This is a genomic window from Roseateles sp. YR242 (assembly GCF_900109745.1).
Classification (GTDB): domain Bacteria; phylum Pseudomonadota; class Gammaproteobacteria; order Burkholderiales; family Burkholderiaceae_C; genus Roseateles.
This window is the reverse complement of sequence record NZ_FOAV01000002.1, coordinates 411,729-436,319: the sequence shown is the minus strand read 5'-3', so window position 1 is coordinate 436,319 and position 24,591 is coordinate 411,729. Positions and strand designations below refer to the sequence as shown.

20 protein-coding genes and 1 tRNA gene are annotated in these 24,591 nt (G+C 63.9%); 17 read left to right on the top strand and 4 right to left on the bottom strand.

The features are described 5' to 3' along the window. Positions 1-125: 125 nt before the first annotated feature. A complete protein-coding gene (locus BMY53_RS05570) occupies positions 126-1,460 on the top strand; it encodes an MFS transporter (protein WP_092944479.1) in 1,335 nt (444 codons plus the stop codon). Between the two features lie 141 nt (positions 1,461-1,601). Further along, positions 1,602-3,170 carry a galactarate dehydratase gene (gene garD, locus BMY53_RS05565; protein WP_092944477.1) on the top strand — a complete coding sequence of 523 codons (1,569 nt, stop codon included), beginning with the start codon at positions 1,602-1,604 and terminating at the stop codon, positions 3,168-3,170. Between the two features lie 43 nt (positions 3,171-3,213). Here the strand turns inward: garD and BMY53_RS05560 are convergent, their stop codons facing one another. Further along, positions 3,214-3,816, bottom strand: a complete 603-nt coding sequence (locus tag BMY53_RS05560) for a DNA-3-methyladenine glycosylase (RefSeq protein ID WP_092944475.1) — start codon at positions 3,814-3,816, stop codon at positions 3,214-3,216. A gap of 97 nt (positions 3,817-3,913) precedes the next feature. Next, positions 3,914-4,309, bottom strand: coding sequence for a hypothetical protein (locus BMY53_RS05555; protein WP_092944473.1), 396 nt, complete (start codon positions 4,307-4,309; stop codon positions 3,914-3,916). Between the two features lie 280 nt (positions 4,310-4,589). Here BMY53_RS05555 and BMY53_RS05550 point away from each other — a divergent pair, with 280 nt between their 5' ends. The 7 genes from BMY53_RS05550 (at position 4,590) to BMY53_RS05525 (ending at position 10,514) form a co-directional block, all read left to right on the top strand. After that, on the top strand, positions 4,590-5,057 hold the full coding sequence (locus BMY53_RS05550; protein ID WP_092944471.1) for a BPSL0067 family protein: 468 nt from the start codon (positions 4,590-4,592) through the stop codon (positions 5,055-5,057). 8 nt (positions 5,058-5,065) lie between these two features. Then, entirely contained in the window at positions 5,066-5,500 is a 435-nt protein-coding gene (locus BMY53_RS05545; RefSeq protein ID WP_143073930.1) for an STY0301 family protein, read from the top strand. Between the two features lie 365 nt (positions 5,501-5,865). Beyond that, complete coding sequence (locus tag BMY53_RS05540; protein WP_092944467.1) at positions 5,866-7,389, top strand: Fic family protein; 1,524 nt, start codon at positions 5,866-5,868, stop codon at positions 7,387-7,389. A 391-nt stretch (positions 7,390-7,780) separates the two neighbouring features. Then, positions 7,781-9,577: a DEAD/DEAH box helicase gene (locus BMY53_RS05535; RefSeq protein WP_177200731.1), complete on the top strand. Its 1,797-nt coding sequence runs from the start codon at positions 7,781-7,783 to the stop codon at positions 9,575-9,577. 4 nt (positions 9,578-9,581) lie between these two features. Beyond that, positions 9,582-10,070, top strand: coding sequence for an STY0301 family protein (locus BMY53_RS05530; protein WP_143073929.1), 489 nt, complete (start codon positions 9,582-9,584; stop codon positions 10,068-10,070). Positions 10,071-10,113: 43 nt separating this feature from the next. Then, the gene (locus tag BMY53_RS25355) at positions 10,114-10,299 is read left to right on the top strand and encodes a Tse2 family ADP-ribosyltransferase toxin (RefSeq protein ID WP_143073928.1); all 186 of its coding nucleotides are present in this window, start codon (positions 10,114-10,116) and stop codon (positions 10,297-10,299) included. After that, positions 10,296-10,514 carry a hypothetical protein gene (locus BMY53_RS05525; protein WP_218151182.1) on the top strand — a complete coding sequence of 73 codons (219 nt, stop codon included), beginning with the start codon at positions 10,296-10,298 and terminating at the stop codon, positions 10,512-10,514. Before BMY53_RS25355 ends, BMY53_RS05525 begins: the two co-directional genes overlap by 4 nt. 132 nt (positions 10,515-10,646) lie before the next feature. On the opposite strand, the gene BMY53_RS05520 is transcribed toward BMY53_RS05525, so the two are convergent. Beyond that, positions 10,647-10,723 (bottom strand) — tRNA-Met (locus BMY53_RS05520). Between the two features lie 412 nt (positions 10,724-11,135). Here BMY53_RS05520 and ftsY point away from each other — a divergent pair. Continuing rightward, positions 11,136-12,209, top strand: coding sequence for a signal recognition particle-docking protein FtsY (ftsY, locus tag BMY53_RS05515; protein WP_177200730.1), 1,074 nt, complete (start codon positions 11,136-11,138; stop codon positions 12,207-12,209). A gap of 110 nt (positions 12,210-12,319) precedes the next feature. Here ftsY and ffh read toward each other — a convergent pair whose 3' ends face one another. Beyond that, positions 12,320-13,723 (bottom strand): signal recognition particle protein, encoded by a 1,404-nt coding sequence (gene ffh, locus BMY53_RS05510; RefSeq protein WP_092944459.1) that lies wholly within the window; start codon positions 13,721-13,723, stop codon positions 12,320-12,322. Positions 13,724-13,818: 95 nt separating this feature from the next. Here ffh and BMY53_RS05505 point away from each other — a divergent pair, with 95 nt between their 5' ends. From BMY53_RS05505 to BMY53_RS05475, 7 genes are all read left to right on the top strand, one after another. Continuing rightward, positions 13,819-14,622, top strand: coding sequence for a cytochrome C assembly family protein (locus BMY53_RS05505; protein WP_255370070.1), 804 nt, complete (start codon positions 13,819-13,821; stop codon positions 14,620-14,622). 13 nt (positions 14,623-14,635) lie between these two features. Further along, positions 14,636-14,908 (top strand): PP0621 family protein, encoded by a 273-nt coding sequence (locus BMY53_RS05500; protein ID WP_092944455.1) that lies wholly within the window; start codon positions 14,636-14,638, stop codon positions 14,906-14,908. Between the two features lie 84 nt (positions 14,909-14,992). After that, positions 14,993-16,687 carry a sensor histidine kinase gene (locus BMY53_RS05495; protein ID WP_092944453.1) on the top strand — a complete coding sequence of 565 codons (1,695 nt, stop codon included), beginning with the start codon at positions 14,993-14,995 and terminating at the stop codon, positions 16,685-16,687. Further along, positions 16,677-18,356, top strand: a complete 1,680-nt coding sequence (locus BMY53_RS05490) for a sigma-54-dependent transcriptional regulator (RefSeq protein ID WP_092944452.1) — start codon at positions 16,677-16,679, stop codon at positions 18,354-18,356. The genes BMY53_RS05495 and BMY53_RS05490 overlap by 11 nt, the downstream gene beginning before the upstream one ends. Before the next feature lie 640 nt (positions 18,357-18,996). Then, positions 18,997-21,942, top strand: coding sequence for a ribonucleoside-diphosphate reductase subunit alpha (locus tag BMY53_RS05485; RefSeq protein ID WP_092944450.1), 2,946 nt, complete (start codon positions 18,997-18,999; stop codon positions 21,940-21,942). Between the two features lie 373 nt (positions 21,943-22,315). After that, a complete protein-coding gene (locus BMY53_RS05480; RefSeq protein ID WP_092944448.1) occupies positions 22,316-23,494 on the top strand; it encodes a ribonucleotide-diphosphate reductase subunit beta in 1,179 nt (392 codons plus the stop codon). Between the two features lie 230 nt (positions 23,495-23,724). Beyond that, the gene (locus BMY53_RS05475; protein ID WP_092944446.1) at positions 23,725-24,384 is read left to right on the top strand and encodes a histone; all 660 of its coding nucleotides are present in this window, start codon (positions 23,725-23,727) and stop codon (positions 24,382-24,384) included. Positions 24,385-24,591 lie beyond the last annotated feature (207 nt).

Here is a 24,591-nt window from a genome sequence, read left to right as displayed (position 1 = left end):
CGGCTTTCGAACACCTCGTGGTTTACCCGAGGCGGCGTTGACTCAAGAGTTGGTACCGGTATCATATTTTCATGGTAACGGTACCAGGTCGGCATAGATCGACCGACCAGACCCCTGGAGACAACATGCAGATTTCGCTTTCCGCGGCCTCGGGCGCAACGACCACCCGCACCCGCTTCGGCGTCCTCGCGATGCTTTTCATCGTGACGGTGCTCAACTATGCCGACCGGGCCACCGTCGGCGTCGCCGGACCGGTGCTTTCCAAGGAATTGGGTATCAGCGCCGTGCAGATGGGTTTCATCTTCTCGGCGTTCAGTTGGTCCTACGTCGCGGGCCAACTGCCCGGCGGCTGGTTGCTGGACCGCTTCGGCGCCAAGAAGGTCTATGCCTGGAGCATCCTGCTCTGGTCCTTGTTCACCATGCTGCAAGGCACCGTGCATTACTTTGATGTGGGTACGGCCGTGTTTGCGCTGTTTGCGCTGCGCTTCATGGTGGGCCTGGCGGAATCGCCGTCCTTCCCCGCCAATGGCCGCATCGTGGCAGCCTGGTTTCCGGTGGCCGAGCGTGGCACGGCCTCCGCCATCTTCAATTCCGCCCAATACTTCGCCACCGTGCTGTTCGCGCCGATCATGGCCTGGATCGTGCACGCGATGGGTTGGCAGGATGTGTTCTATTTCATGGGTGCCCTGGGCGTCGTGCTCAGCGTGGTGTGGCTCAAGACCATGCACAACAGCCCGCATGAGCATCCTGGTGTGAGCCAGGCGGAGCGCCAGCACATCGAAGCCGGCGGCGCCTTGCTGTCGGGCCGTGATGCGAAGGATGCGAAGGCCGCCGGCCCGAAGATGGCCTACCTCAAGCAGTTGCTCACCAACCGCATGCTGCTGGGGGTCTACATCGCGCAGTACTGCGTGAATACGCTGACCTACTTCTTCCTCACCTGGTTCCCGGTCTACCTGGTGAAGGAACGCGGCATGACGGTTCTGAATGCCGGCATCGTGGCGGCCCTGCCGGCCATCTGCGGCTTTGCAGGTGGTGTGCTGGGCGGGGTGGTGTCGGACTGGCTGCTGCGTCGCGGCCACTCGGTGACCTTTGCCCGCAAGGTCCCCATCGTCATCGGCATGCTGCTGTCGACCTCCATGGTGGCCTGCAACTATGTGGATGTGCAGTCCCTCGTGGTCGCCATCATGGCACTGGCCTTCTTCGGCAAGGGCCTGGGTGCGCTGGGCTGGGCGGTGGTCTCGGACACCTCGCCCAAGGAGATCGCCGGCCTGAGCGGCGCGCTGTTCAACACGTTCGGCAACATCGCCGGCATTACGACCCCGATCGTGATCGGCTACATCGTGCAGACCACCCATTCCTTCAATGGTGCCCTGGTGTTTGTCGGCGCCCATGCCGTGATCGCCGTGGTCAGCTACCTGCTGGTGGTGGGTGAGATCAAGCGCGTGCAGCTCAAGAACTGACGCGAATCCCGCCGAATCCAGTCGAATCTTGTCGTTATCGGCCCCAGGACCTTCCTTCACGACAGCTGCCCCGATCGCCACCAGCCGGCCCAACCCCGGCCGGCGGCGAACACACCGGGGCCCGCCATCAGGACCGCGATCATGAATACCGTCGTTGCCACTTCTCCGCTGACCATTCAGATCCACGAGGCGGACAACGTCGCCATCGTGGCCAACGACGGGGGCCTGCCAGCGGGCACCGTGCTGCCCAGCGGCCTGGTGCTGAAGGACAAGGTGCCGCAGGGCCACAAGGTGGCGCTGGTGGACCTGCCGGCCGAAGCGGCCGTGCTGCGCTACAACGTGCCCATCGGTTATGCCGTTCAACCCATCGAGGCTGGCAGCTGGGTGCATGAGCGCCTGCTGCGCATGCCGGAGGCGCGCGAGCTGGAAGGTCTGCCCAAGGCCACCGTCAAGCCAGCGCCCCTGCCAGCGCTGGAGGGCTACACCTTTGAAGGTTTCCGCAACGCGGATGGCTCGGTGGGGACACGCAACATCCTCGGCATCACCACCACCGTGCAGTGTGTGGCGGGGGTGGTGGAATTTGCGGTCAAGCGCATCAAGTCAGAGATGCTGCCGCTGTATCCGCATGTGGATGATGTGGTGTCCCTGGAGCACACCTATGGCTGCGGGGTGGCCATCGATGCACCGGACGCCATCATCCCCATCCGGACCTTGCGCAATATCAGCCTCAACCCCAACTTTGGCGGCGAGGTGATGGTGGTCAGCCTGGGCTGCGAGAAGCTGCAGCCCGAACGCCTGATGCCCCCCGGCGTGATCCCCATCAGCGATCAGCGTGACGAACATGCCGGGCTGGATGTGGTGTGCCTGCAGGACAACGAGCACGTCGGATTCATGTCCATGGTGGAGTCCATCATGAAGACTGCCCGCCGGCATCTGGAACGGCTGAATGCGCGCCGCCGTGAAACCGTACCCGCATCCGAGCTGGTGGTGGGGGTTCAGTGTGGTGGCAGCGATGCCTTCTCCGGCGTCACCGCCAACCCGGCGGTGGGGTTCTGTGCCGACTTGCTGGTGCGCGTCGGCGCCACCGTGATGTTCAGTGAGAACACCGAGGTGCGCGACGGCATCGCCCAGTTGACCTCACGGGCCAGCACGCCGGAAGTCGCGGACGCGATGATCCGCGAGATGGCCTGGTATGACGCCTACCTGCAGCGCGGCAGTGTGGACCGCAGCGCCAACACGACGCCGGGCAACAAGAAGGGCGGCTTGTCCAACATCGTGGAAAAGGCCATGGGCTCGATCGTCAAGAGCGGCAGCGCGCCCATCAGCGGCGTGCTGTCGCCCGGCGACAAGCTCAATGGCCAACGTGGCCTCATCTACGCGGCCACGCCGGCCAGTGACTTCATCTGCGGCACGCTGCAACTGGCCGCAGGTATGAACATGCATGTGTTCACCACGGGCCGGGGCACACCGTATGGCCTGGCGGAATGCCCGGTGATCAAGGTGGCCACGCGGTCCGACCTGGCACGCCGCTGGCATGACCTGATGGACATCAATGCGGGCCTGATCGCCGATGGTGAGAAGTCCATCGCCGAAATGGGCTGGGAAATGTTCCAGATGATGCTGGACGTGGCCAGCGGCCGCCGCACCTGGGCGGAGCGGCATCAGCTGCACAACGCGCTGGTGCTTTTCAATCCGGCGCCGGTGACCTGACACGCTGGACCTGGTGGCGTCGCGGGAAGCGACGCGGCTCTCATCAGTCGGCCGATTCTGCGGATGCCGAGGACATCGGCACCACGGGAAACGGCCGGCTCACAAAGCGTGACCCGGCCAGGCCGAAGCGCCAGGGCAGGTCGATCGCCTTGGAAATGCCGATGCGTACACCGGCGATCACGTCCGTGCGGGCACTGGCGGGCTGCAGTTCAAACGGCGGCTGATCGACCGGCAGACCATCGTGCTCGCGGGTGATGCCTAGCGCCTGCGCCACCCGGCCGGGGCCGGAACAGAGCACACGTTCATCCTGCAGGCCGCGGCGCTGGCGCATCACATCCAGCCCGTGAGTGGGTTGGATGGCGCGGATCAACACCCCGGCGCCATGGCCCGCCTCACGGCAGACCAGGTTCAGGCACCAGTGGATGCCGTAGGAGCGGTAGACATAGACATGGCGCGGCGGGCCGAACAAGGACAGGTTGCGGGGCCGCGGGCCGCCGTGGCTGTGGGAGGCGGGGTCGGCCATGTCGTAGGCCTCGGTCTCCACGATCAGGCCGCCAACGCCATCCACCAACAGCAGTGCCCCGATCAGGTCGCGGGCGACCTGCGGGGCGTCGGCATTGAAGTTGATGTTGCGGCGGCGGGGCATGGGGCCATTGTGGCTCGGGCAAGAGCCATATCTGCGCGCATCGGCTGATGGACCGCCCTGACGAAAGCGCTGACGCGGACGCAGACCCATGCGCGCCTTACCTGGAGGCGGCGCCCTCGTTTCCGCAGCGCGGTGGGGGAGGGGGCGCGGAGCCGGCGCCATCGGGTGGCGGCGGCATGCCGCCACGACCACCACCGCCACCACCGTCTTTACGGCCGCCCTCTGGCGGCTTGCCGCCCATGCCTTGCGGGCGTGCTGCCAACACGCCGCCCTGCTGTTCACAGACACCGCTCATGGTCTTGCCGTCACGCATGGTGAGGGTGACGGTGGCACCGGCGGTCTTGCCCTTGCACGCTGCCACCGCTTCTGGCGGCGGGCCCTTGGGGCGGTTCTGGTCACCACCGCCTTCGGGGCAGGCGGCAAAGGCGGCGGAGGCCGCTGTGGCGGCGAGCAGGGCGCCAAGCAGCAGAGGGATGTGACGGAGGGTTGGCATGCGCAGACCTGTGAAGTCGATGCCAGGGATTAGGCGTGGTGGGCGTTTCGGGCGATTTGCGGATTTGTAGGCTTGCACGCAGGCGACTACACGGGCTTGCTACAAAGCGCCGGGGTGCACTTGCGGCAGCCCAGATTCAGCCGTGCATGGAATGTTGACTCTGGCACGAACGATACAAGTGGTGACGGAACCGGCCGCGCCGACATGACCAAGGTCCGAGGGCCGCGTGGTCCTTGATCGCTAGAGTCCATGCACCGTTACCCTCCGTGTCGTCCCGTTCATGTCTGCTGCTGCCATCACTGCCCACGCGTATTTCGAGCACTTTGGTGCTGTCCTGAACATCAAGACCTTCATCAAGAAGGAACCGGTCAAGCGGCCCGACGGTGCGATCCAATGCGCCGAACTGGTGAAGGCACTGGCGAACGCGCCGCGCACCCAGCCGAACAACTGGAAGAAGGGCATGGCGCTGACCTCGGCCGTGGTGGAGTCGCTGGCCATCGGTACGCCCATCGCCAGTGGATGGAATGCAGAGAACTTCTATCCCAACGGGTCCACGGGCCAACACTCCGGGTTCTATTCGGGGGTGGTGAAGGACAAGAGTGGCGTGGTGATAGGCTTCACCAACGTTGAGCAATACCGTGGCGTGGCCGAGATCAAGGAGCGCGAGGTCTACTTTGATCCCAAGGCGCACGGCAAGCCCGACACCTATTTCTACAACGGCGGCAGCTACGCGACCATCCAATGGTGAACTTCTTCTTGAAAGCGTCCGTGGTGGCGCTGATGGGCATCGGTGCATCGGCCATGGCGGCCGTTGAGCCGTTCTCATGCCCGACGGAGCTCGTTGGCGTTGACCAGCAAGCCCGGCAGGCGCCGGCCGGCTGGCAGGCCGCTGTGGAAGGGCCTGGCGAATCTCGCCACCACCTGAATGGGTTCACGATCAACCTGGGTCCGGTCTCCAAATCCGACGGCGCCATCTATGACGATGTGACGGAGAAAAAGGACGCACGAGGCCATGTCACGTCGACCTTGGTCTGGCAGGTCAAGCCGTTGCAGGACGCCTATGCGGTGTGCTCGTACTACCGGACATCCGTGGTGCTCACGCGCCCGCTGACGGGTTACACCGAGTGCAAAGCCGTGAGCCGCCGCACGCGGGATACCCAGTTCCGGCTGGAAGAGGCGAGCTGCCGCTGAGTGTCTGAGCGACTGATCTTTAGGGCGGGCGCTGAGGAGCGGTGATCTGCGGGCACTTCTCCACTAGCGTGATGCGCAAGCGCGCTTGTGCTGAACTTCGGTGTTCGAAGGTGGGCTTGTTTTTGCGTGTTCGTCAGTCGTTCTTTGCGAAGAGAAATCTGGCGAAATCCGAGAATTCAGAGAATTTTCCGGTGCTTCCGGAGAAAAAAACCGACCGTTAAGTCGTTTCGGATGATTCCTCAAACGCTCTGCGGCGCCGCTTCAAGACCAATTTGTAGGGAAAAGTGGCTGAAATCTAATTTTCGAAGAAAAATCCAAGAGAAACAGCGATTTCGTATAAATTTCTCAGCTCAGCGGAGAAAAAAATGGCGACTCGGGACCTTGGGTACGAATTTCTTGCCTCGACACTGAAGACAGCCGTCTTTCCGCCCGAGCGAACCGCACGCATCGCTTCGGTCAGCCGCATTTCTCATCAACCTGACGCGATTCTTGTGCCGTCATCGGTCGCGCCCGCATCGGATGAGCCCCTCGATCACCTGTTCTTCGCGCTCAAGCATGAAGGACTGAACCTGGCCGCCGCGATCGCCTCTCTGCGGCGCATTCCCGGTGCCGACGTCGCCAACGCGTTTGCAGCGGCTCCAAGTAGCCGCTTCGCAAGAACGGCATGCTATCTCTGGGAAATTGCCAACGGGGAGGAACTCAAGGACCTTCCCGCTGCGACGGGCGCCTACGAAAAGCTGTTTGACGAGGACGACTACCTGACGGATGCCGTTCAGCGCAATACCCGCTGGCGCATCGACTTCAACGGAATTGGGTCACCCCAATATTGCATCACCGTTCGACGAACGCCGGAGGTGCAGGCCTTACTCGCGCAAGATCTGCTCGCGCAGACGGCCGAGTTTCTTGGCAGCGTGGACAAGGGCATCCTCGACCGCGCGGTTCGATGGGCCTACCTCAGCGAGACCGACAACAGCTATGCCATTGAGCGAGAGCGTCCGACGCCCGGCAAGGCGGAGGCTTTTGCTGCGATGCTGGCCAAGGCTCACGATGGTCAGCTCGTTACCGAAGAGTACTTGGTGACGTTGCAGAATCTGGCGGTATCGAATCCCATCGACAAGGCTGTGAATTTTCGCGAGGCGCAGAACCGACTTCGCAACGAACTCCGAGGCGCCTTGGGCGTTACCTATCTGCCACCGCCTCCCGAACTGCTAGATGAAGTCATGGCGGCTGTCATGCGTCTGGCCAATCATCGCGACAGTGCGCTGGATCCTTTGGTGCGGGGGTCGTTGGTCAGTTTCGCCTTTGTCTTTGCCCACCCATTCATGGATGGCAACGGACGGTTGTCACGCTTCTTGTTCCACAAGGTGGCTTGCACGGACCATCGTCTGAAGAGTGGTCTGGTCCTGCCGGTGTCCATCGCGATGAGGCGCCATGAGCAGGACTACCTGGCCGCACTTCAGAGCTTCTCCAAGCGCAGCCGCGCCTTGTGGGACGTGCAGTGGGTGGGTGACGAGGAGATTTACCAGGACTTTCGCGGCGACCCGGAGATCTACCGGTATTGGGACGCGACGGCTTGCGTCGAATTCGGTTTGAGGATGGCCAGCGAGGCGCTGCAACGTGACTTGCGCGAAGAGATGATTTTCCTTCGCCGCTACGACGCGATCTACCGCGCCGTGAACAGTGCGGTGGACATGAACAACAACGACCTGGTGTTGACTGCGCGCGCCATCGCTGAGACCGGACGGCTTTCCAACAACCGACGCAAGCAGTTGGTCGCGAAGGGGCACACCGAGGCTTTGCTGGATGCGGCGGCGATGGCGGCGGCCGAAGCGATGGAACTGCTGGGCGATGAGCCGGCGCAGCCTGCAGCTCCGCCCCTGGCCAGTTGATACGGCGGCTATGTTGACGTCTTGATTTGACGGCGCATGAGCATACGTTCAACGGCGCCGTACTGACGCCGCCAGAAATGCCATGATTGGGCCCGTCATGCCAGGGATGACGGGCGGCGGCGCTTCGCCTTCGGGTGTCCGTCGACAAGCGGTATGGCGTACTGGTCAGGGTATGGCATTGACTGTGAAAGCTGCGGCCGCAGAAGATGGTGAACTACTCAATCAAAGATCCTCGCGAGATCAATCGATCGAACGAGATAACTATAAGCATGACCTTGGCCACACAAACATCTGATCGCGCCCATGCGTAGCAAATGTGGATTTCTCACGGTATACAAGCGTCTGCAGTGCCAGATAGCCCCCTATCCTCCGACCCAAGGAGGATAAAACAATGGCGGTACTCATCCCCGCAATGAGCGCGTGTGCAGGACGCATGACGCCGGGCGAACGGCGCATTGCCGAGCGTCTGGAAGGCAAACTCGATGAGGACTACATGCTTTGGTATGACGTCCCCGTCGGTCCTAAGCAGACTCACCCCGACTTCGTCATCATTCACCCCCGCCGCGGCATCTTGATCCTCGAGGCCAAGGACTGGCTGCTGGATACGATCCAGGAGGCCAGCCGGGAAACCTGGACCATATTCGCCGACAACCGAGTCAAGTCGGTCGTCAATCCGGCAATGCAGGTCCGCCACTGCGCGATTCAGGTCGTCAATGCCCTGGAACGGGACGCCGAGTTGATCCTTGCCGACGGCCCCCACCGTGGCAAGCTCGCCTTTCCCTGGGGCAGTGGTGTTGTCTTCACCAACATCACCCGCAAGCAATTCGAGCAAGCAGGGCTCGACCAGGCGATCGAGCCCCATCTCGTGATCTGCAAGGACGAAATGCTGGAGTCCGCAGAGCCGGAGGCGTTTCAGCAGAGATTGTGGAATATGTTTCCCCATGCGTTCGGCAAGGCCATCTCTGTGCCACAGCTCGAACGGGTGCGCTGGATCATGTTCCCGCAGGTGAGAGTCCCGGTTCAGGGAAGCCTCCTTTCGGAGGATCCGCAAGAGTTGCCCAGCATCATGCGCGTGATGGACATACAGCAGGAGCAACTGGCTCGCAGTCTGGGGGAAGGTCACCGCGTGATCCATGGGGTCGCCGGTTCCGGCAAGACGATGATCCTGGGCTATCGGGCCGAGCTGCTGGCGAATGCCCACGCCATCCGGCCGATTCTGGTCCTTTGCTACAACGAACCGTTGGCGGTGAAGCTCACCGCCTTGTTTGCCGCCAAGGGGCTGACAGACAGGGTACACGTCCGGAATTTCCACAAATGGTGCCGGCAGCAGTTGGTGGCGTACGGCCAGCCCATCCCGCCTCAAGGCCCGGGCATGTTCGACCAGATGGTCCACAACGTGATTCGCGGCGTCGACCGCAAGCAAATTCCTTCAGGACAGTACCAAGCGGTCATGGTCGATGAAGGCCATGACTTCCAACCTGAATGGCTCAAACTGGTCACGCAAATGGTCGATCCCGAGACCAACAGCTTGTTGATCCTGTACGACAGCGCACAGGACATCTACGGCAAGAGCCGAGCCCGCGGCTTTAGCTTCAAGAGCGTGGGCATTCAAGCTGCCGGCCGCACCACGATTCTCAAGATCAACTACCGCAACACAAAGCAGATCCTGCAAACCGCCAATCGCGTTGCGGCCGAGTTTCTCCAACCTGACATGCAGGATGACGATGGAGTGCCTCTGGTTCAGCCACTGAGTTGTGGCAGGGAGGGGCCAGAGCCATTGATCGTCCGCGTGCCTACGCCGAGTCAGGAGCCCACGACGATTGCGGGGCTCCTATCGGCCGCGCATCAGGAGGGGCATGCATGGGGTGACATGGCCATCCTGTGCCGGGATCACAGCACGATGGACCAATGTGCCAGAAGCTTGAGCCATCGGCGGCTGCCACATCATGTCCGGCACCGATCGGGTGATTTCGATCCGCTGGCCAACACGATCAAGGTGATGACGATGCACGCCAGCAAAGGCCTGGAATTTCCAGTCGTGGCAATTGCGGGCGTGGGACGGATGCCGCACGGGGGGGAGGAGCCGGCAGACGAGGCGAAGCTCTTCTATGTCGCGGCCACACGAGCGACGCACAAGCTCATCGTGGCGGTCTCTGGGGACGGTGCTTTCGCAAATGCTTTGGTGTGACCGATTGCCCAACAACAATACCGTCCAACACTCTGGTTTCTTTGGCAAGCCCGTTGTTATGCTGATCAAGCTTGGCCCCATCCTCGCCCTGTCGCTGGCTTGTGCGTCGGTGAGCGCCGCCCCGCAGGCCTTCAGTTGCCCGGCCCAACTTCCTCAGACGCAGCAAAAGTTGGGCGAGGTGCCTGCCGGTTTCACGGTGGGGCAGGAGACGCCCAAGCACACGTTGGTGGCTTTTCGCATCAATGAAGGTCCGCTCGATGCAAGGGCTGGTGCCATCTACGACGATGTAAAAACCAAGCGAGACGCCAAGGGCACGGTGACCGAAACGGTGCTCTGGAACTTGCCAACGACACCTGGCGCCATCGCCATCTGCGGGTACTACGCCACCAGCGTCGTGCTCACGCACGCCTTGGAGGGCTACAAGCAATGCACCATGGTCAGCCGCAAGTTGCGAGACGGCGTGTTTGAAATTCAGTCGGCGAGCTGCCGCTGATTTGCGATGGAGGCAAGTTCCCGCGTCTGAGGATCGGCATCGAATGCGATCTGAATCAACCCGGGTTGATTCAGTCCTTCCTGAGGGACTAGCCGTCGTCCTTGATGCCTTCAACGATTCCTTTGGTGCGACCCACTACACCATCGCTCCAGCGTTCGATATGCCCCTTGAACAGTTCAAACGCCTGCTGACCGAACTTGCAAAAAACGCGATCAAGGAGGCCGCATGATTTCCATCCCGGATGCCTGGGCCCCGATGCTCCTGCAGTCGGTCCGTGACGCGGTGCTCTATCACGAGGGGCTGCTCCGGAGTGCGACGATTCGAGATCGCGCCGACTATGAGGACTACCACCTCCAACTGCCCCAGTTCCTCTCGTACGTGAAGGAGGAGTACAGGGCCGTGGAGGGCGAGATCGGCGTTCTGCTGGAGCAGCTGCACGTCTAAGACCGACGTTGCTCTTCCGACTTTGGGCCGGCGTGCGGGGGCTCCGAGAGAGAAATATCAGATCGTTCTGACAAGTGGCGTCGCCACAAAGCACAAAGGGTTACGACTTGCGTCGTAACCCTTTGATTTATCTGGTGGCGCTTCAGGGATTCGAACCCCGGACCTGCGGATTATGATTCCGTCGCTCTAACCGGCTGAGCTAAAGCGCCTTGCGAAGAACGCGACTATAGCAAGGTTTTCTACGACAATGCAAGCCCCGCCGGAAAAAGGCGATTGAAACGGCGAGCAGTCTCCTTCATGTTTAGCTTCATCAAGAAAAAACTGGGCTTCGGCTCCGAGGCCGCGCCCGCACCGGTGCCTGTTGCGGCATCAGATGCCGCGCCTGTTACGACACCGGAAATCCCGGCGGCAGTCCCGGCTCATGCTGTTGAGTTGGCTCCCGCTCCCGCTCCGGCTCCGGCCTTGGCACCCGTGCCGCCCCCCGTCGCTCCGTCCGCGCCAGGGCCCGTTGTTGCGCGGCCCTCCGGCCCTTCGTTCGCAGCGCCGCAAGTCGCTTCACCCGTGCAGGCCCCAGTTGCCACTGTTCAACCGGTCATCGCGACGCCAGCAGTGCAGCCAGCAATGCCTGTCGCAGCACCCGCTCCCACCGCGACCACACCAACACCGGCCCAGGCCCCCGCTCCAGCCACGCCCACCACCGCCAAAGCGTCCCTTCCCGTCTTTGGCGCCAAGCCCTCGCCCACAGCCACTTCGGCAACGCCTGCCCCGGCCCCCGTCGCACCTGCTGAGCCGGCTGCACGCAAGTCCTGGATGGACAAGCTCCGCCAGGGCTTGCGCAAGACCGGCTCCAGCATCGCCCAGGTCTTCACCGGCACGCAGATCGACGACGCGCTGTATGAAGAGCTGGAAGCCGCCCTGCTGATGGCCGACGCCGGCGTCAAGGCTACCGAGTTCCTGCTGCAGGACCTCAAGCGCCGCGTCAAGGACAGCAAGGTCACCGAGCCCGCCGCCGTGCGCCTGCTGCTGGTTGATGCGCTCACCGAGCTGCTGAAGCCGCTGCAACGCCAATTGGTCATCGGCGAGCACAGCCCCACCGTCATGATGGTGGTTGGCGTGAACGGCGCCGGCAAGACCACCAGCATCGGCAAGCTCACCCGCCATCTGGCGGATGCCGAAGCCAATGTGCTGCTGGCCGCTGCAGACACTTTCCGCGCCGCAGCCCGCGAGCAGCTCTCCGTCTGGGCCGACCGCAACCGCGTGCAGATCGTCAGCCAGGAAGGGGGGGACCCCTCCGCCGTGACGTTCGATGCCGTGGTGGCCGGCCGCTCGCGCGGGGCTGACGTGGTGATCGCCGACACCGCCGGCCGTCTGCCCACACAGCTCCACCTGATGGAAGAGCTCAAGAAGATCAAGCGTGTGATCGGCAAGGCGCAGGAAGGCGCGCCGCACGAGATTCTGCTGGTCGTGGACGGCAATACCGGCCAGAACGCGCTCACCCAGGTGAAGGCCTTCGACGAGGCTTTGGGCCTGACCGCCCTGATCGTGACCAAGCTGGATGGCACCGCCAAGGGCGGCGTGCTGGCGGCCATTGCCCGTGAGCGGCCCGTGCCGGTCTACTTCATCGGCGTGGGCGAAAAGCTCGAGGACCTGCAGACCTTCGACGCACGCGAATTCGCGCTGGCACTGCTGGAGTGATGCCTAGCGGATGCTGCTGAACGGTCTCCGGCTTGGTCGCCAGGGCCGCCAGGGCGGAACAACCAACAAAAAGGGCTCCCTCGGGAGCCCTTTGCTTTGCCTGGTGCAACTCAGAACGGCATGCCGCCGCCACCGCCGCCCATCATGCCCTTCAGCCCCTTGGCGCCGCCCAGCTTCTTCATCATCTTCATGAGGCCGCCGCCCTTCATCTTCTTCATCATCCCCTGCATCTGGTCGAACTGATTCAGCAGGCGGTTGACCTCCTGGATCTGGACACCTGCACCTGCAGCGATGCGGCGCTTGCGGCTGGCCTTGGACTTGCCGTCCATCAGCAGCGCGGGCTGGCGGCGCTCCTTGGCCGTCATGGCGTTGAGGATGCCTTCCATGCGCTTCATGTCGCGCTCGGCCTTGTCCATGTCCTGCGGGCCGGCCTTGGCCGTCATCTGCGTGGGCAGCTTGTCCATCAGGCCGGACAGGCCCCCCATCTTCTTCATCTGGGAGATCTGCGCCAGAAAGTCGTTCAGGTCGAAACCATCGCCGGACTTGAGCTTCTCGGCCAGCTTCTGCGCCGCCTCGACGTCCACGCCCTTCTGCACTTCCTCGACCAGGGCGACGATGTCGCCCATGCCCAGCACCCGGCCGGCATGCCGGTCGGCGTCGAAGACTTCCAGCCCGTCGATCTTCTCGGAGACGCCGGCAAACTTGATCGGCGCACCGGTGATCTGGCGCACGGAGAGCGCCGCGCCACCGCGCGAGTCACCATCCAGCTTGGTCAGCACGATGCCGGTCAGCGGCAACGCTTCGCGGAAGGCCTTGGCGGTATTGACCGCATCCTGGCCCTGCATGGCGTCCACGACAAACAAGGTTTCCACCGGCTTCAGCGTGGCGTGCAGGTCGCGGATTTCCGCCATCAACGCCTCGTCGATCGCCAGACGCCCGGCCGTGTCCACCAGCAGCACGTCAAAGAAGTGGCGGCGGGCATGGTCCAGCGCGGCCAGCGCGATGTCATGCGGCTTTTGGTCCGGCGTGGACGGGAACCATTCGGCACCGGCCTGGCCAGTGACGGTCTTGAGCTGTTCGATGGCGGCTGGGCGGTACACGTCCGCAGAGACCGTCAGCACCTTCTTCTTGCGCTTTTCGATCAGGTGCTTGGCCAGCTTGGCGGTGGTGGTGGTCTTGCCGGCACCCTGCAGGCCGGCCATCAGGATGATGGCGGGCGGCTGCGCGGCCAGGTTGATGTCCGCAATGCCCTCGCCCATGGTGGCAGCGAGTTCCTTGTGGACGATGCCCACCAGGGCCTGGCCGGGGGAGAGTGAACCCACCACCTCCGCGCCCAGGGCTTTTTCCTTGACGCGGGCGACAAAGTCGCGCACGACGGGCAGGGCCACATCCGCCTCAAGGAGCGCCATGCGCACCTCGCGCAACATGTCCTGCACGTTGTCTTCGGTGATGCGGGCTTGCCCGCGCATCGTCTTGACGAGGCGACTCAGGCGGTCGGTGAGAGTGGATGCCATTGTTCAAACGCCGGCGGAAAACCGGCGTGTCTCATTACACTTTGAGGATGATTTTATCGTTCGGATCAGAACAGCCTGCCGGCGCGCTGTTGACGGTGCTCAGCGTTGCCGGCGTATTGGCCTACGCCCTGGCCGCATTCTGGGCCACGCGGCGCCCCCGCACGTGGCGTATTGTGCTGGCGTTGGCCTGGTGCCTGCACCTGGCCGCCCTGGTGACAGATATTGCCGGTATCGGCGCCCCGGCGCCGTCCAGCGGGCTGGTGCATGCGGCCCGCTTCGGCTTCGCGCCGTCCTTGTCCATGACCCTGTGGCTGGTGCTGGGTGTCTATTTAATAGAGAGCCGCTTTTTGCCGCTGCCGTCCGCGCAGCGGCTGCTGAGCATCCTGGGCCTGCTGGTGATGCTGGTGGCGTGGCTCTTTCCTGGCGAATATCGCCCACAGGCGGGCTCACCCCTGGCGCCGCTGCACTGGGCCATGGGCCTGGCCTCCTACGGCCTGTGCGGGGTGGCGGTGATGCATGCGGTGATGCTCAACCGGGCCGAACGGCAGATGCGGGCGCAAAAAGGGCAGGGCGGCCCCATGCTGACCACGCCGGTGCTCACCACGCCGCTGTTGCGGCTGGAGCGGCTCACCTTCCAATTCGTGGGCGCGGGGGTGGTGGTGCTGTCCCTGGCGCTGGTGCTGGGTTGGGCCTTCATGCCGTCCTGGCGCTGGGACCACAAGACGCTGTTTGCGGTGCTCGGCTGGCTGGTGCTCACCGGCCTGCTCACCGGGCGGCGAGTGTTTGGCTGGCGTGGGCGGCGGGCCACCCGCTGGCTTTATTTCGGGGCCGGGCTGCTGCTGCTGTCGTATGCCGGCTCGCGCTTCGTGCTGGAAGTGATCCTGCAACGCACCTGGTGATCGGACGCGTGAAATGAAATTGCTGTTCTGGGTGCTGGTCCTGGCCCTGTTCTTCTTTGTGCTGGGCTTCAAGCGTGGCCGGCCGGACCGACCCTCCGCATCGCCTGCGTCGCCCGCACGGCCCGCAGGCCCCCCGCCGGCCACGCCGGTGGAACCTGAACCGGAGGCCATGGTCCGCTGCACGGCTTGTGGCATGCACTTCCCCGCCAGCGATGCGCTGCCGGGGCGGGGCGGCCAGTTCTGCAGTGCCGAGCACCGCGCCAGCTTCGAAGCCCGCCTGGGGTGAGCGTTGTCCTGACTGCCACATGGCGCCCGTACCCTGATGTCGTAGGTGGTCGCCGTATCTGACCGCCGCCCTTGATCGCCCCCCATGCCGCTTTCCGACTCGTCTTCCCGCACCACCGGTATCAGCACCGTCCAGCGCCTGTACCGCGCGTTCATGGGGGCGCGTGCGGCCCTGAGTCTGGCACTGCTGGCCACCCAATCGCTGGCCAGCCTGATGGGCGCACGGCCCAGTTCCTGGGCCGCCTGGCTCTCGCTGCTCTATGGCGTGCAGGCCGTGCTGGCGTGGATGCTTCCGCGCTGGTTCGGCGGCGGCGCCTGGCCGCCCACACCGGAGCGCCAGACATTGAGCTGGCGCCAGATCGTCCTGAGCATGGGTGTGGATCTGGTCCTGTTCAGCCTGCTGCAATGGCTGGACCCGGCCGGCCTGAGCTACGGGGCGCTGCTCTTCATGCCGGTGCTGATGGCCGGGGCGCTGCTGCCACGCCTGCGGGCGCTGGCCTGCGCCGCGCTGGCCAGCCTGCAGCTTCTGGCGGTGGCCGCCTGGGCGGTCATGCTGGGACTGGACAGCGGCCTGCGCATCAGCCAGGCCGGCCTGCTGGGGGTGGGCCTGTTTGTGGTCACCTTGCTCGCCAATGAATTGTCCAGCCGGCTGGCCCGTGAGGAGCGCGCCGCGCGCGGCAGCCTGGAATACGCCCGCCAGCAGGCCGACCTGAACCGACTGGTGATTGAAGAAATGGAAGAGGGCGTGCTGGTGGCCGACCGCCGCGGCCTGGTGCGTACCGCCAACCCGGCGGCCCGCGCGCTGCTGGCTGAAGGCGCCACCCTGCGTCCGGGCCCGTTCCGCCTGGACACCACCCCCTCCTGGGCACCGCTGCTGCGCGCCCTGAAAGAGGCCTACACCGAACACAGCTGGCCCGAGGCCGGCGGCGATGTGCTGCTGGACTTCGGCGGCGGTCTGCAGCGTTCGCTGCATGTGCGCATGCGTTTCACGCTTCGGCCGCTGGATGGTGACGATCTGTGTGTGCTGTTCGTCGAGGACAACCGCCATCTCGAGGCCCGCAACCGCCAGGAGAAACTGGCGGCGATGGGACGCGTTTCTGCCGGTATCGCCCACGAAATCCGCAATCCGCTCACCGCCATCTCGCAGGCGAACGCACTGCTGGAAGAAGACTGCGCGGGTCAGCCCCGCCTGGAGCAGCTCACCCGCATGGTGGCCAGCAACGTGGAGCGGCTCAAGCGCATCGTGGACGACGTGATGGAAGTGGCGCCGGGCATTGCACCGGTGCCGCTGGTGCTCGCGCTCTCGCCGCTGGTGCGTGAATATTGCGCAGATTGGGCCGCCACGCAGCGCCTGCCGGAGGGCGACGCCAGCCCCTTGCGGGTAGAGATCGAACGTGAACACGCGGTGGTGAGCTTCGACCCCGAGCATCTGCGCCGCATCCTCATCAACCTGCTGGACAACGGCCTGCGCCATACACGTCCTGGCGCGGCGTCCGTGCGGGTGCAAGTGGCGGAGCAGGGGGCGGAATGGATACGACTGTCGGTCCTGAGCGACGCTGATCCCCTGCCGGCAGAGGTAGAACGACACTTGTTCGAACCATTCTTTTCAACCCGAAGCCGTGGAACGGGGCTGGGCCTGTACATTTGCCGGGAACTGAGCGAGCGCTATGGCGGGAGGATCGATTACCACCGTCTCGACGCGCAGCACCTGAACGAATTCCGTCTGCTGCTGCCGCGCATCGCGCCATCCCCTGCCCAAGAAACTGTCCATGAGCGCTGATTCCCGATTGCTGGTGGTCGATGACGAACCCGACCTGCGCACGCTGTATGAAATGACGCTGTTGCGCGAGGGTTTCACCCTGGACAGCGCAGGCACGGTCGAAGACGCGCTGGCGCTGCTCGAGTCCCGCCGCTACGACGCCGTCATCACCGACATGCGCCTGCCCGACGGCAGCGGCCTTGATGTGCTGCGCTGGCTGGAGCAGCAGGGGCGCAGTGAACGCGCCATCGTCATCACCGCCTACGGCTCGCCGGAGAACGCGGTGGAGGCCCTCAAGGCGGGCGCCTATGACTATCTGACCAAACCCGTCGATCTGCGTCAGTTCCGCATGGTGGTCGCTTCCGCGCTCGGGCGGGTGCCTCGGCCGGACGCGCCCTCGGCGCCCGTCGCGCGCGCGCCGAGTTCTCCACCGGTCGCGCCACCGGCGCCGACCATGTTTGGCTCCAGATCCCTGTCTCCGGGGCCTTTGGCGCCGACGGCACCAGCCGCAACGTCCGCCCCGACATTCGCCACCCAGTCCGACCTTCATGCCGACACCCATAGCGCCCCCACCGTGACCCCCATGGGTGCCGCGATGGTGGAGGCTTCACGCCGCGTACCGGTGCAGCGCCTGCGTGTCGCCGCCGCAGGCCCGGTCTCCGCGCTGGAACGCCTGGTCGGTGAATCTGCCGCCATGCGGCAGGTGCGGGAGTTGATCGAGAAGGTCGCCCGCAGCATGGCGCCGGTGCTGTTGAACGGCGAGTCCGGCACTGGCAAGGAACTCGTGGCGCGCGCCATTCACGATGTGAGTGCCCGTCGGCCGCACCCATTCATCGCGGTGAATTGCGGCGCCATCCCCGAGCAGCTGCTGGAAGCTGAATTCTTCGGCTATCGCAAGGGCGCCTTCACCGGCGCCACGGAAGACCGCGAAGGTTTCTTCCAGGCCGCCCAGGGCGGCACGCTCTTCCTCGATGAAATCGGCGACCTGCCCATTGCCATGCAGTCCAAGCTGCTGCGTGCGCTGCAGGAGCGCTCCGTGCGCCCGGTGGGGGCAGTGGCGGAAATGCCGGTCAATGTGCGTTTGCTGAGCGCCACCCACAAGGACCTTGCCGCAGAGGTCATGGGCGGACGCTTCCGCCAGGATTTGTATTACCGGCTGAACGTGATCCAGATCCGTGTGCCGCCGCTGCGTGAGCGCATGGAAGATCTGGCACCCATCAGCGCGCGTGTGCTGGAGCGCATTGCGGCGGATGCCGGCGTCGATACCGTCCCCCAACTGACCGCACAGGCCCTGGCCGTGCTGGGCCGCTACAGCTTCCCCGGCAATGTGCGGGAGCTGGAGAACCTGTTGCATCGCGCCCTGGCCCTGTCCAGCGGCGACGGCATCGACGTGGCCGACCTCGGCCTGCCCGATGGCGTGCTGGAAGCGGACGATGCCCCCGACAACGGTTTTGGTGGCGCGGATGGCGCCTCCGGTGTGCCGCTGCCGGCTGAGGCCAACGGCCAGGCCCCCTTGCCCACCGACCTCGCGACCTATCTCGACGAGGTGGAGAAGCGGCTGCTCCTGCGCGCGCTGGAGCATCACCGCAACAACCGCACTGCCGCTGGCGCCAGCCTCGGTCTGTCGCTGCGCCAGATGCGCTATCGCATGGCGCGGCTGGGCATCTCGCTGGGCGGCGAGGAAAGCTGAGCCGCGAAGCTCGGTGACGGGCGTTGCCACCGGCATGTTCGGCAGGCGATGCGCAACGTGGTGCGCAATGTGATGCGCAAGCGGGTTTGCCGCGGTCTTGCGGCCGCATAGCGCCCACCTGGCGCCCCTGCGGGAAGGCCCTAGTTGGGGCTTGTCCTGATCAGCTGTGACAGGCGCCAGAAAAACGGAACGCAGGTCCGCTCGGTCAGGTGCACCGCGATCCCTTTGTTGATGGGTATTCGCGGCCGATTTCCGCCCGAAACCCGCGCCAATCCTGGCGCTCCAAAATGGATCTCCCAATCCATCGGACATGTGCGGGGGCGGGCCTTGCCGCTACTCACATGCCTAGGGGTAGTCAAGGGGTCGTAACGCTATCGGTAGTTGCTTGAAGGACCACCAGACCCTAGATATAGTGTCCTACATGCTATCCTGCTGACTTCGCAAAACAGCGATGAACGCCTTTCCCGCAGTCCTGTCGATGTCCCCGCGCTGCTTGCGCGCTGGCTTCGCAACGGTCACGGGAAGCTCGGCGGGAAGGCGTTCTCTACAACACCCCATAACTTGATGCGCTGGCACGGTCGGTAGCCCGGGCACGGCGTAGCTTTTTTTGTTTTTCCGAACCAGAACAGACGAGGATCCCATGCAGACAGTCGCCGTCACACCGACCGCTGAAGCAGGCCTGGCGCAGACTCATCGCGAGTCCGCTCCGAACGCCGCCGGCAGCTTCCAGGCCTATCAGATCATCCGCCGCAATGGCGCGGTGGTGCACTTCGAGCCGAGCAAGGTGGCGGTGGCCATGATGAAGGCCTTCCTCGCCGTGCACGGCACCAGCGGCGCTGCGTCCGCCAGCGTGCGCGAAACCGTCGATGCGCTGACCGATTCCGTGGTGCGTGCGCTGGTGCGCTCGCGTCCGGGCGGCGGCACCTTCCATATTGAAGACGTGCAGGATCACGCCGAGCTGGCGCTGATGCGTGGTGGCCACCATGAAGTGGCCCGTGCCTACGTGCTGTACCGTGAGCGTCGCAGCCAGGAGCGCAAGCACCAGGGCGAGGTGGCGCAGGCGTCTGTGCTGGAGTCCGGCATCAGCGTCACGGAAAACGGCGTGCGTGTGCCGCTCGACCTGAACAAGCTGTCGGCGCTGATCGTGTCCAGCTGCGAAGGTCTGGGTGCCGACGTGAAGCCGGACCCGATCCTGGCCGAAACCAAGCGCAACCTGTATGACGGTGTCCCGATCGACGAGGTCTACAAGGCCGCCATCCTGGCCGCCCGCACGTTGATCGAGAAGGACCCTGGCTACACCCGTGCCACCGCCCGCCTGCTGATGCACACCATCCGCAGGGAAATCCTGGGCGAGGAAGCCACGCAGGCCGACATGGCCACCCGCTACGCCGAATATTTCCCCGGCTTCATCAAGAAGGGTGTTCAGGCCGAGCTGCTGGACGAGAAGCTGCAGCAGTACGACCTCGCCAAGCTGGGTGCGGCGCTGAAGGCCGAGCGCGACCTGCAGTTCGACTACCTGGGCCTGCAGACCCTTTTCGACCGCTACTTCCTGCATGTGGACGGCACCCGCATCGAGCTGCCGCAGGCCTTCTTCATGCGCGTGGCCATGGGCCTGGCGCTGAATGAAATCGACCGTGAAGCGCGCGCCATCGAGTTCTACGAGGTGCTCTCCAGCTTCGACTTCATGTCCAGCACCCCGACGCTGTTCAACGCCGGTACCCGTCGCTCGCAGCTGTCCAGCTGCTACCTGACCACGGTGGCCGACGACCTGGACGGTATCTATGAAGCGCTGAAGGAAAACGCGCTGCTGTCCAAGTTCGCTGGTGGCCTGGGCAATGACTGGACCCCCGTGCGCGCACTGGGCTCCCACATCAAGGGCACCAACGGCAAGAGCCAGGGTGTGGTCCCCTTCCTGAAGGTGGTCAACGACACCGCCGTGGCCGTGAACCAGGGCGGCAAGCGCAAGGGCGCTGTCTGCGCCTATCTGGAAACGTGGCACCTGGACATCGAAGAGTTCCTGGAACTGCGCAAGAACACCGGTGACGACCGTCGCCGTACGCATGACATGAACACGGCGAACTGGATTCCCGACCTGTTCATGAAGCGGGTGCTCGAAGGCGGCGATTGGACCCTGTTCAGCCCGTCCACCTGCCCGGACCTGCACGACCTGTTCGGCAAGCCTTTCGAAATCGCCTATTCGGCCTACGAGGCCAAGGCCGACCGTGGCGAGATCAAGCTCTACAAGCGCATGCCCGCCCGGGACCTGTGGCGCAAGATGCTGACGATGCTGTTCGAGACCGGCCACCCCTGGATCACGTTCAAGGACGCCTGCAATGTGCGCTCCCCGCAGCAGCACGTGGGCGTGGTGCACTCGTCCAACCTGTGCACCGAGATCACGCTGAACACCAACGACAACGAAATCGCGGTGTGCAACCTGGGCTCCGTCAATCTGTCCCAGCACTTGAAGGACGGCGAGATCGACCAGGCCAAGCTGAAGAAGACGGTGTCCACGGCCATGCGCATGCTGGACAACGTCATCGACATCAACTACTACGCCGTCAAGAAGGCCCGTGACTCCAACCTGCGCCACCGTCCGGTCGGCCTGGGCATCATGGGCTTCCAGGACGCGCTGTATGAACTGCGCGTGCCCTACGCCTCGCAGGCGGCGGTGGAATTTGCCGACCGTTCGATGGAAGCCGTCTGCTACCACGCCTACTGGGCCTCGACCGAGCTGGCTGCCGAACGCGGCCGCTACAGCAGCTACCGTGGTTCGCTGTGGGACCGCGGCATCCTGCCGATCGACTCGCTGGATCTGCTGGCTGAAGCCCGCGGCGGTTATGTGGATGTGGACCGTTCGGTGACGCTGGACTGGGACGCGCTGCGCGCCAAGATCGCCCGTGACGGCATGCGCAACAGCAATTGCGTGGCCATCGCCCCGACCGCGACCATCTCCAACATCATTGGTGTGGACGCCTCGATCGAACCCTGCTTCGGCAACCTGTCGGTCAAGTCCAACCTGTCCGGCGAGTTCACCGTGGTGAATGAATGCCTGGTCCGCGACCTGAAGAAGCTGGGCCTGTGGGACGACGTGATGGTCATGGACCTGAAGCACTTCGACGGTTCGCTGCGCCGCATCGACCGCGTGCCCGAGGAACTCAAGCAGCTCTACGCGACCGCCTTCGAAGTCGACACGGTGTGGCTGGTGGAAGCCGCCGCGCGCCGCCAGAAGTGGATCGACCAGGCGCAGAGCCTGAACATCTACATGGCTGGCGCCTCCGGCAAGCGCCTGGACGAGACCTACAAGCTCGCCTGGCAGCGTGGCCTGAAGACGACCTACTACCTCCGCACGATGGGCGCCACGCACGCCGAGAAGAGCACGGTGCAGAACGCCGGCCAGCTCAACTCGGTGAGCAGCTCGGTGGGTGGTGGCCACGCAGCGGCCGCTTCGGCAGCGCCTGCGGCCACTGCGCCGGTGGCAGCCGCCGTGGTGCAAACCTCGGTTTCCGCCGTCATCGACGACGTCACGCCCGCCACCGACGTCAAGTTCTGCGCGATTGACGACCCCGGTTGCGAGGCTTGCCAGTAAGTCTTTGTTGGCCCACTGGTGACCATCGCGAGGTGGTCATCAGAGGGCTGAAAACGGACCGCAAGGCGGCTGCAGGATGCGTGAATATCTGCGGCAATCCTTGCGGAAATTTTCAGCCCGACGCTCGCGATGCGAGTGTTCATCGATGTTCTCGGCCGCCTCGCGTTTTGCGATGAATCATGCGGAGCATCGATGAGCACTTGAATTCATGCCCCCGCGGCATGACGATTCAGCACCACGCCGCCCGTCTCCGCGCGCCGCTTCGGAAGCGAAATGCGATGCGGACCAGCAACAGGGAAGTGGCGCTGAAGTCAAGAAGTCCTTTGTGTTTGAACACAACACTCCGATAATCCGCGACGATAGGAAGACCACCATGTTGGTTTGGGAAGAAGACCGTAAACCTTCGAGCAGCGCGCCGGCCTCCGGCGCATCGATCAACGCAGCGACCATGAACACCATGGACGCCGCGCGCCAGTCCGTCGTCTCCGGCGCGGACACCTCCGCATCGAGTGACAACGCCCAAGCCAGCAGCGCCCGACGTGTCAACGTCGCGGACAAACGCATCATCAATGGCCACACCGACGTCAACCAGCTTGTGCCCTTCAAGTACAAGTGGGCGTGGGAGAAGTACCTGGCCACCTGCGCGAATCACTGGATGCCGCAGGAAGTGAACATGTCCCGCGACATCGCCCTCTGGAAGGACCCCAATGGTCTGACCGAGGACGAGCGCCGCATCATCAAGCGCAATCTCGGTTTCTTCGTGACCGCGGATTCGCTGGCGGCCAACAACATCGTGCTGGGCACCTACCGCCACATCACCGCTCCCGAGGCGCGCCAGTTCCTGCTGCGCCAGGCCTTCGAGGAAGCGATCCACACCCACGCCTATCAATACATCGTTGAATCGCTGGGTCTGGATGAAAGCGAGATCTTCAACGCCTATCACGAGGTGAAGTCGATCCGCGACAAGGATGAATTCCTCATCCCCTTCATCGACGCGATCATGGATCCGCACTTCGTCACCGGCACGCCGGAGACGGACCAGACGCTGCTGAAGTCGCTGATCGTTTTTGCCTGCCTGATGGAAGGCCTGTTCTTCTACGTCGGCTTCACGCAGATTCTGGCGCTGGGCCGCCAGAACAAGATGACCGGCGCGGCCGAGCAGTACCAATACATCCTGCGCGACGAATCCATGCACTGCAACTTCGGCATTGATCTGATCAATCAGATCAAGCTGGAGAATCCGCACCTGTGGACGCCCGAGTTCCGCGCCGAGATCAAGCAACTGTTTGAAGAGGCCGTGGAGCTGGAATATCGTTACGCTGAAGACACCATGCCGCGCGGCGTGCTGGGTCTAAATGCGGCGATGTTCAAGGGTTACCTGCGCTATATCGCGAATCGTCGCGCCACCCAGATCGGACTGGAGACGCTCTTCCCCAACGAAGAGAATCCGTTCCCCTGGATGAGCGAGATGATCGACTTGAAGAAGGAACGCAACTTCTTCGAGACCCGAGTGATCGAATACCAATCGGGCGGCGCGCTGTCCTGGGACTGATGAAGTCCCGGGCTGGAGCGACCGCTGAACTGTTGACTGTTTGACTGAAGAGAAGAGATCAAGATTGGCGATGCAACCGACTGACCGACGTAGAAGCGGCGGTCCTGCATCGCAACCCCATTCATTGCACCGTGGCGAACTCCCTCGACTCATGGGCAATGGATACCTGCACTGGCAACAACCGGTTGTTGACGGGCAGGGCTATTTCCACTTGATCAAGGAGAACTGAAATGGCAACTGCGAAGAAGGCCGCTCCGGCCAAGAAGGCCGCCCCGGCGAAGAAGGTTGCAGCCAAGAAGGCTGCTCCCGCAAAGAAGGCCGCTCCGGCCAAGAAGGCTGCTCCGGCTAAGAAGGCCGCTCCGGCCAAGAAGACCGTTGCTGCCAAGAAGGCCGCTCCGGCCAAGAAGGCTGCTGCTCCGGCGAAGAAGGCTGCTGCTGCGAAGAAGGCTGCACCGGCTGCGAAGAAGGTTGCTGCCAAGAAGGCTGCACCGGCCGCGAAGAAGGTTGCTGCCAAGAAGGCTGCACCGGCTGCGAAGAAGGTTGCTGCCAAGAAGGCTGCACCGGCCAAGAAGGCTGCGGCTCCTGCCAAGAAGGCCTCTGCGGCCAAGAAGCCGCCGGTCAAGGCTGTTGCCAAGGCCAAGCCTGCGGTCAAGTCGGCTGCCAAGCCTGCTGCCAAGAAGGCCACTGCTGCTGCCAAGCCCGCTGCCAAGGCTTCCAAGCCTGCTGCGAAGCCGGCCGCCAAGAAGGCCTCTGCCAAGAAGGCGCCGACCAAGCCTGCCGCTGCCCCTGCGCCTGCTGCCAAGCCTGCTGCTGCTGCCCCGGCGCCTGCCGCCAAGACTGCGCTGAGCCCGCAAGCGGCCTGGCCTTTCCCGACTGGCAACAAGCCCTGAGCGGTTTGATTTCGGTGCCGGCCTCGCCGGCACCAGAAATCAACAGTGAAACCCGGCCTTCTAGGTCGGGTTTTTTTTTGCCCCCGGCTGTTCGGGCTTAGGGCCCGCCCATCCGCCCCCCAAGGGGGCTGCGGGCCACCTTGGGGCGGCCCGGCGGTGGCCCTCTTCGCTAAACAGAGCCCCGCCTGAACGACGCTGCGCTTGTTC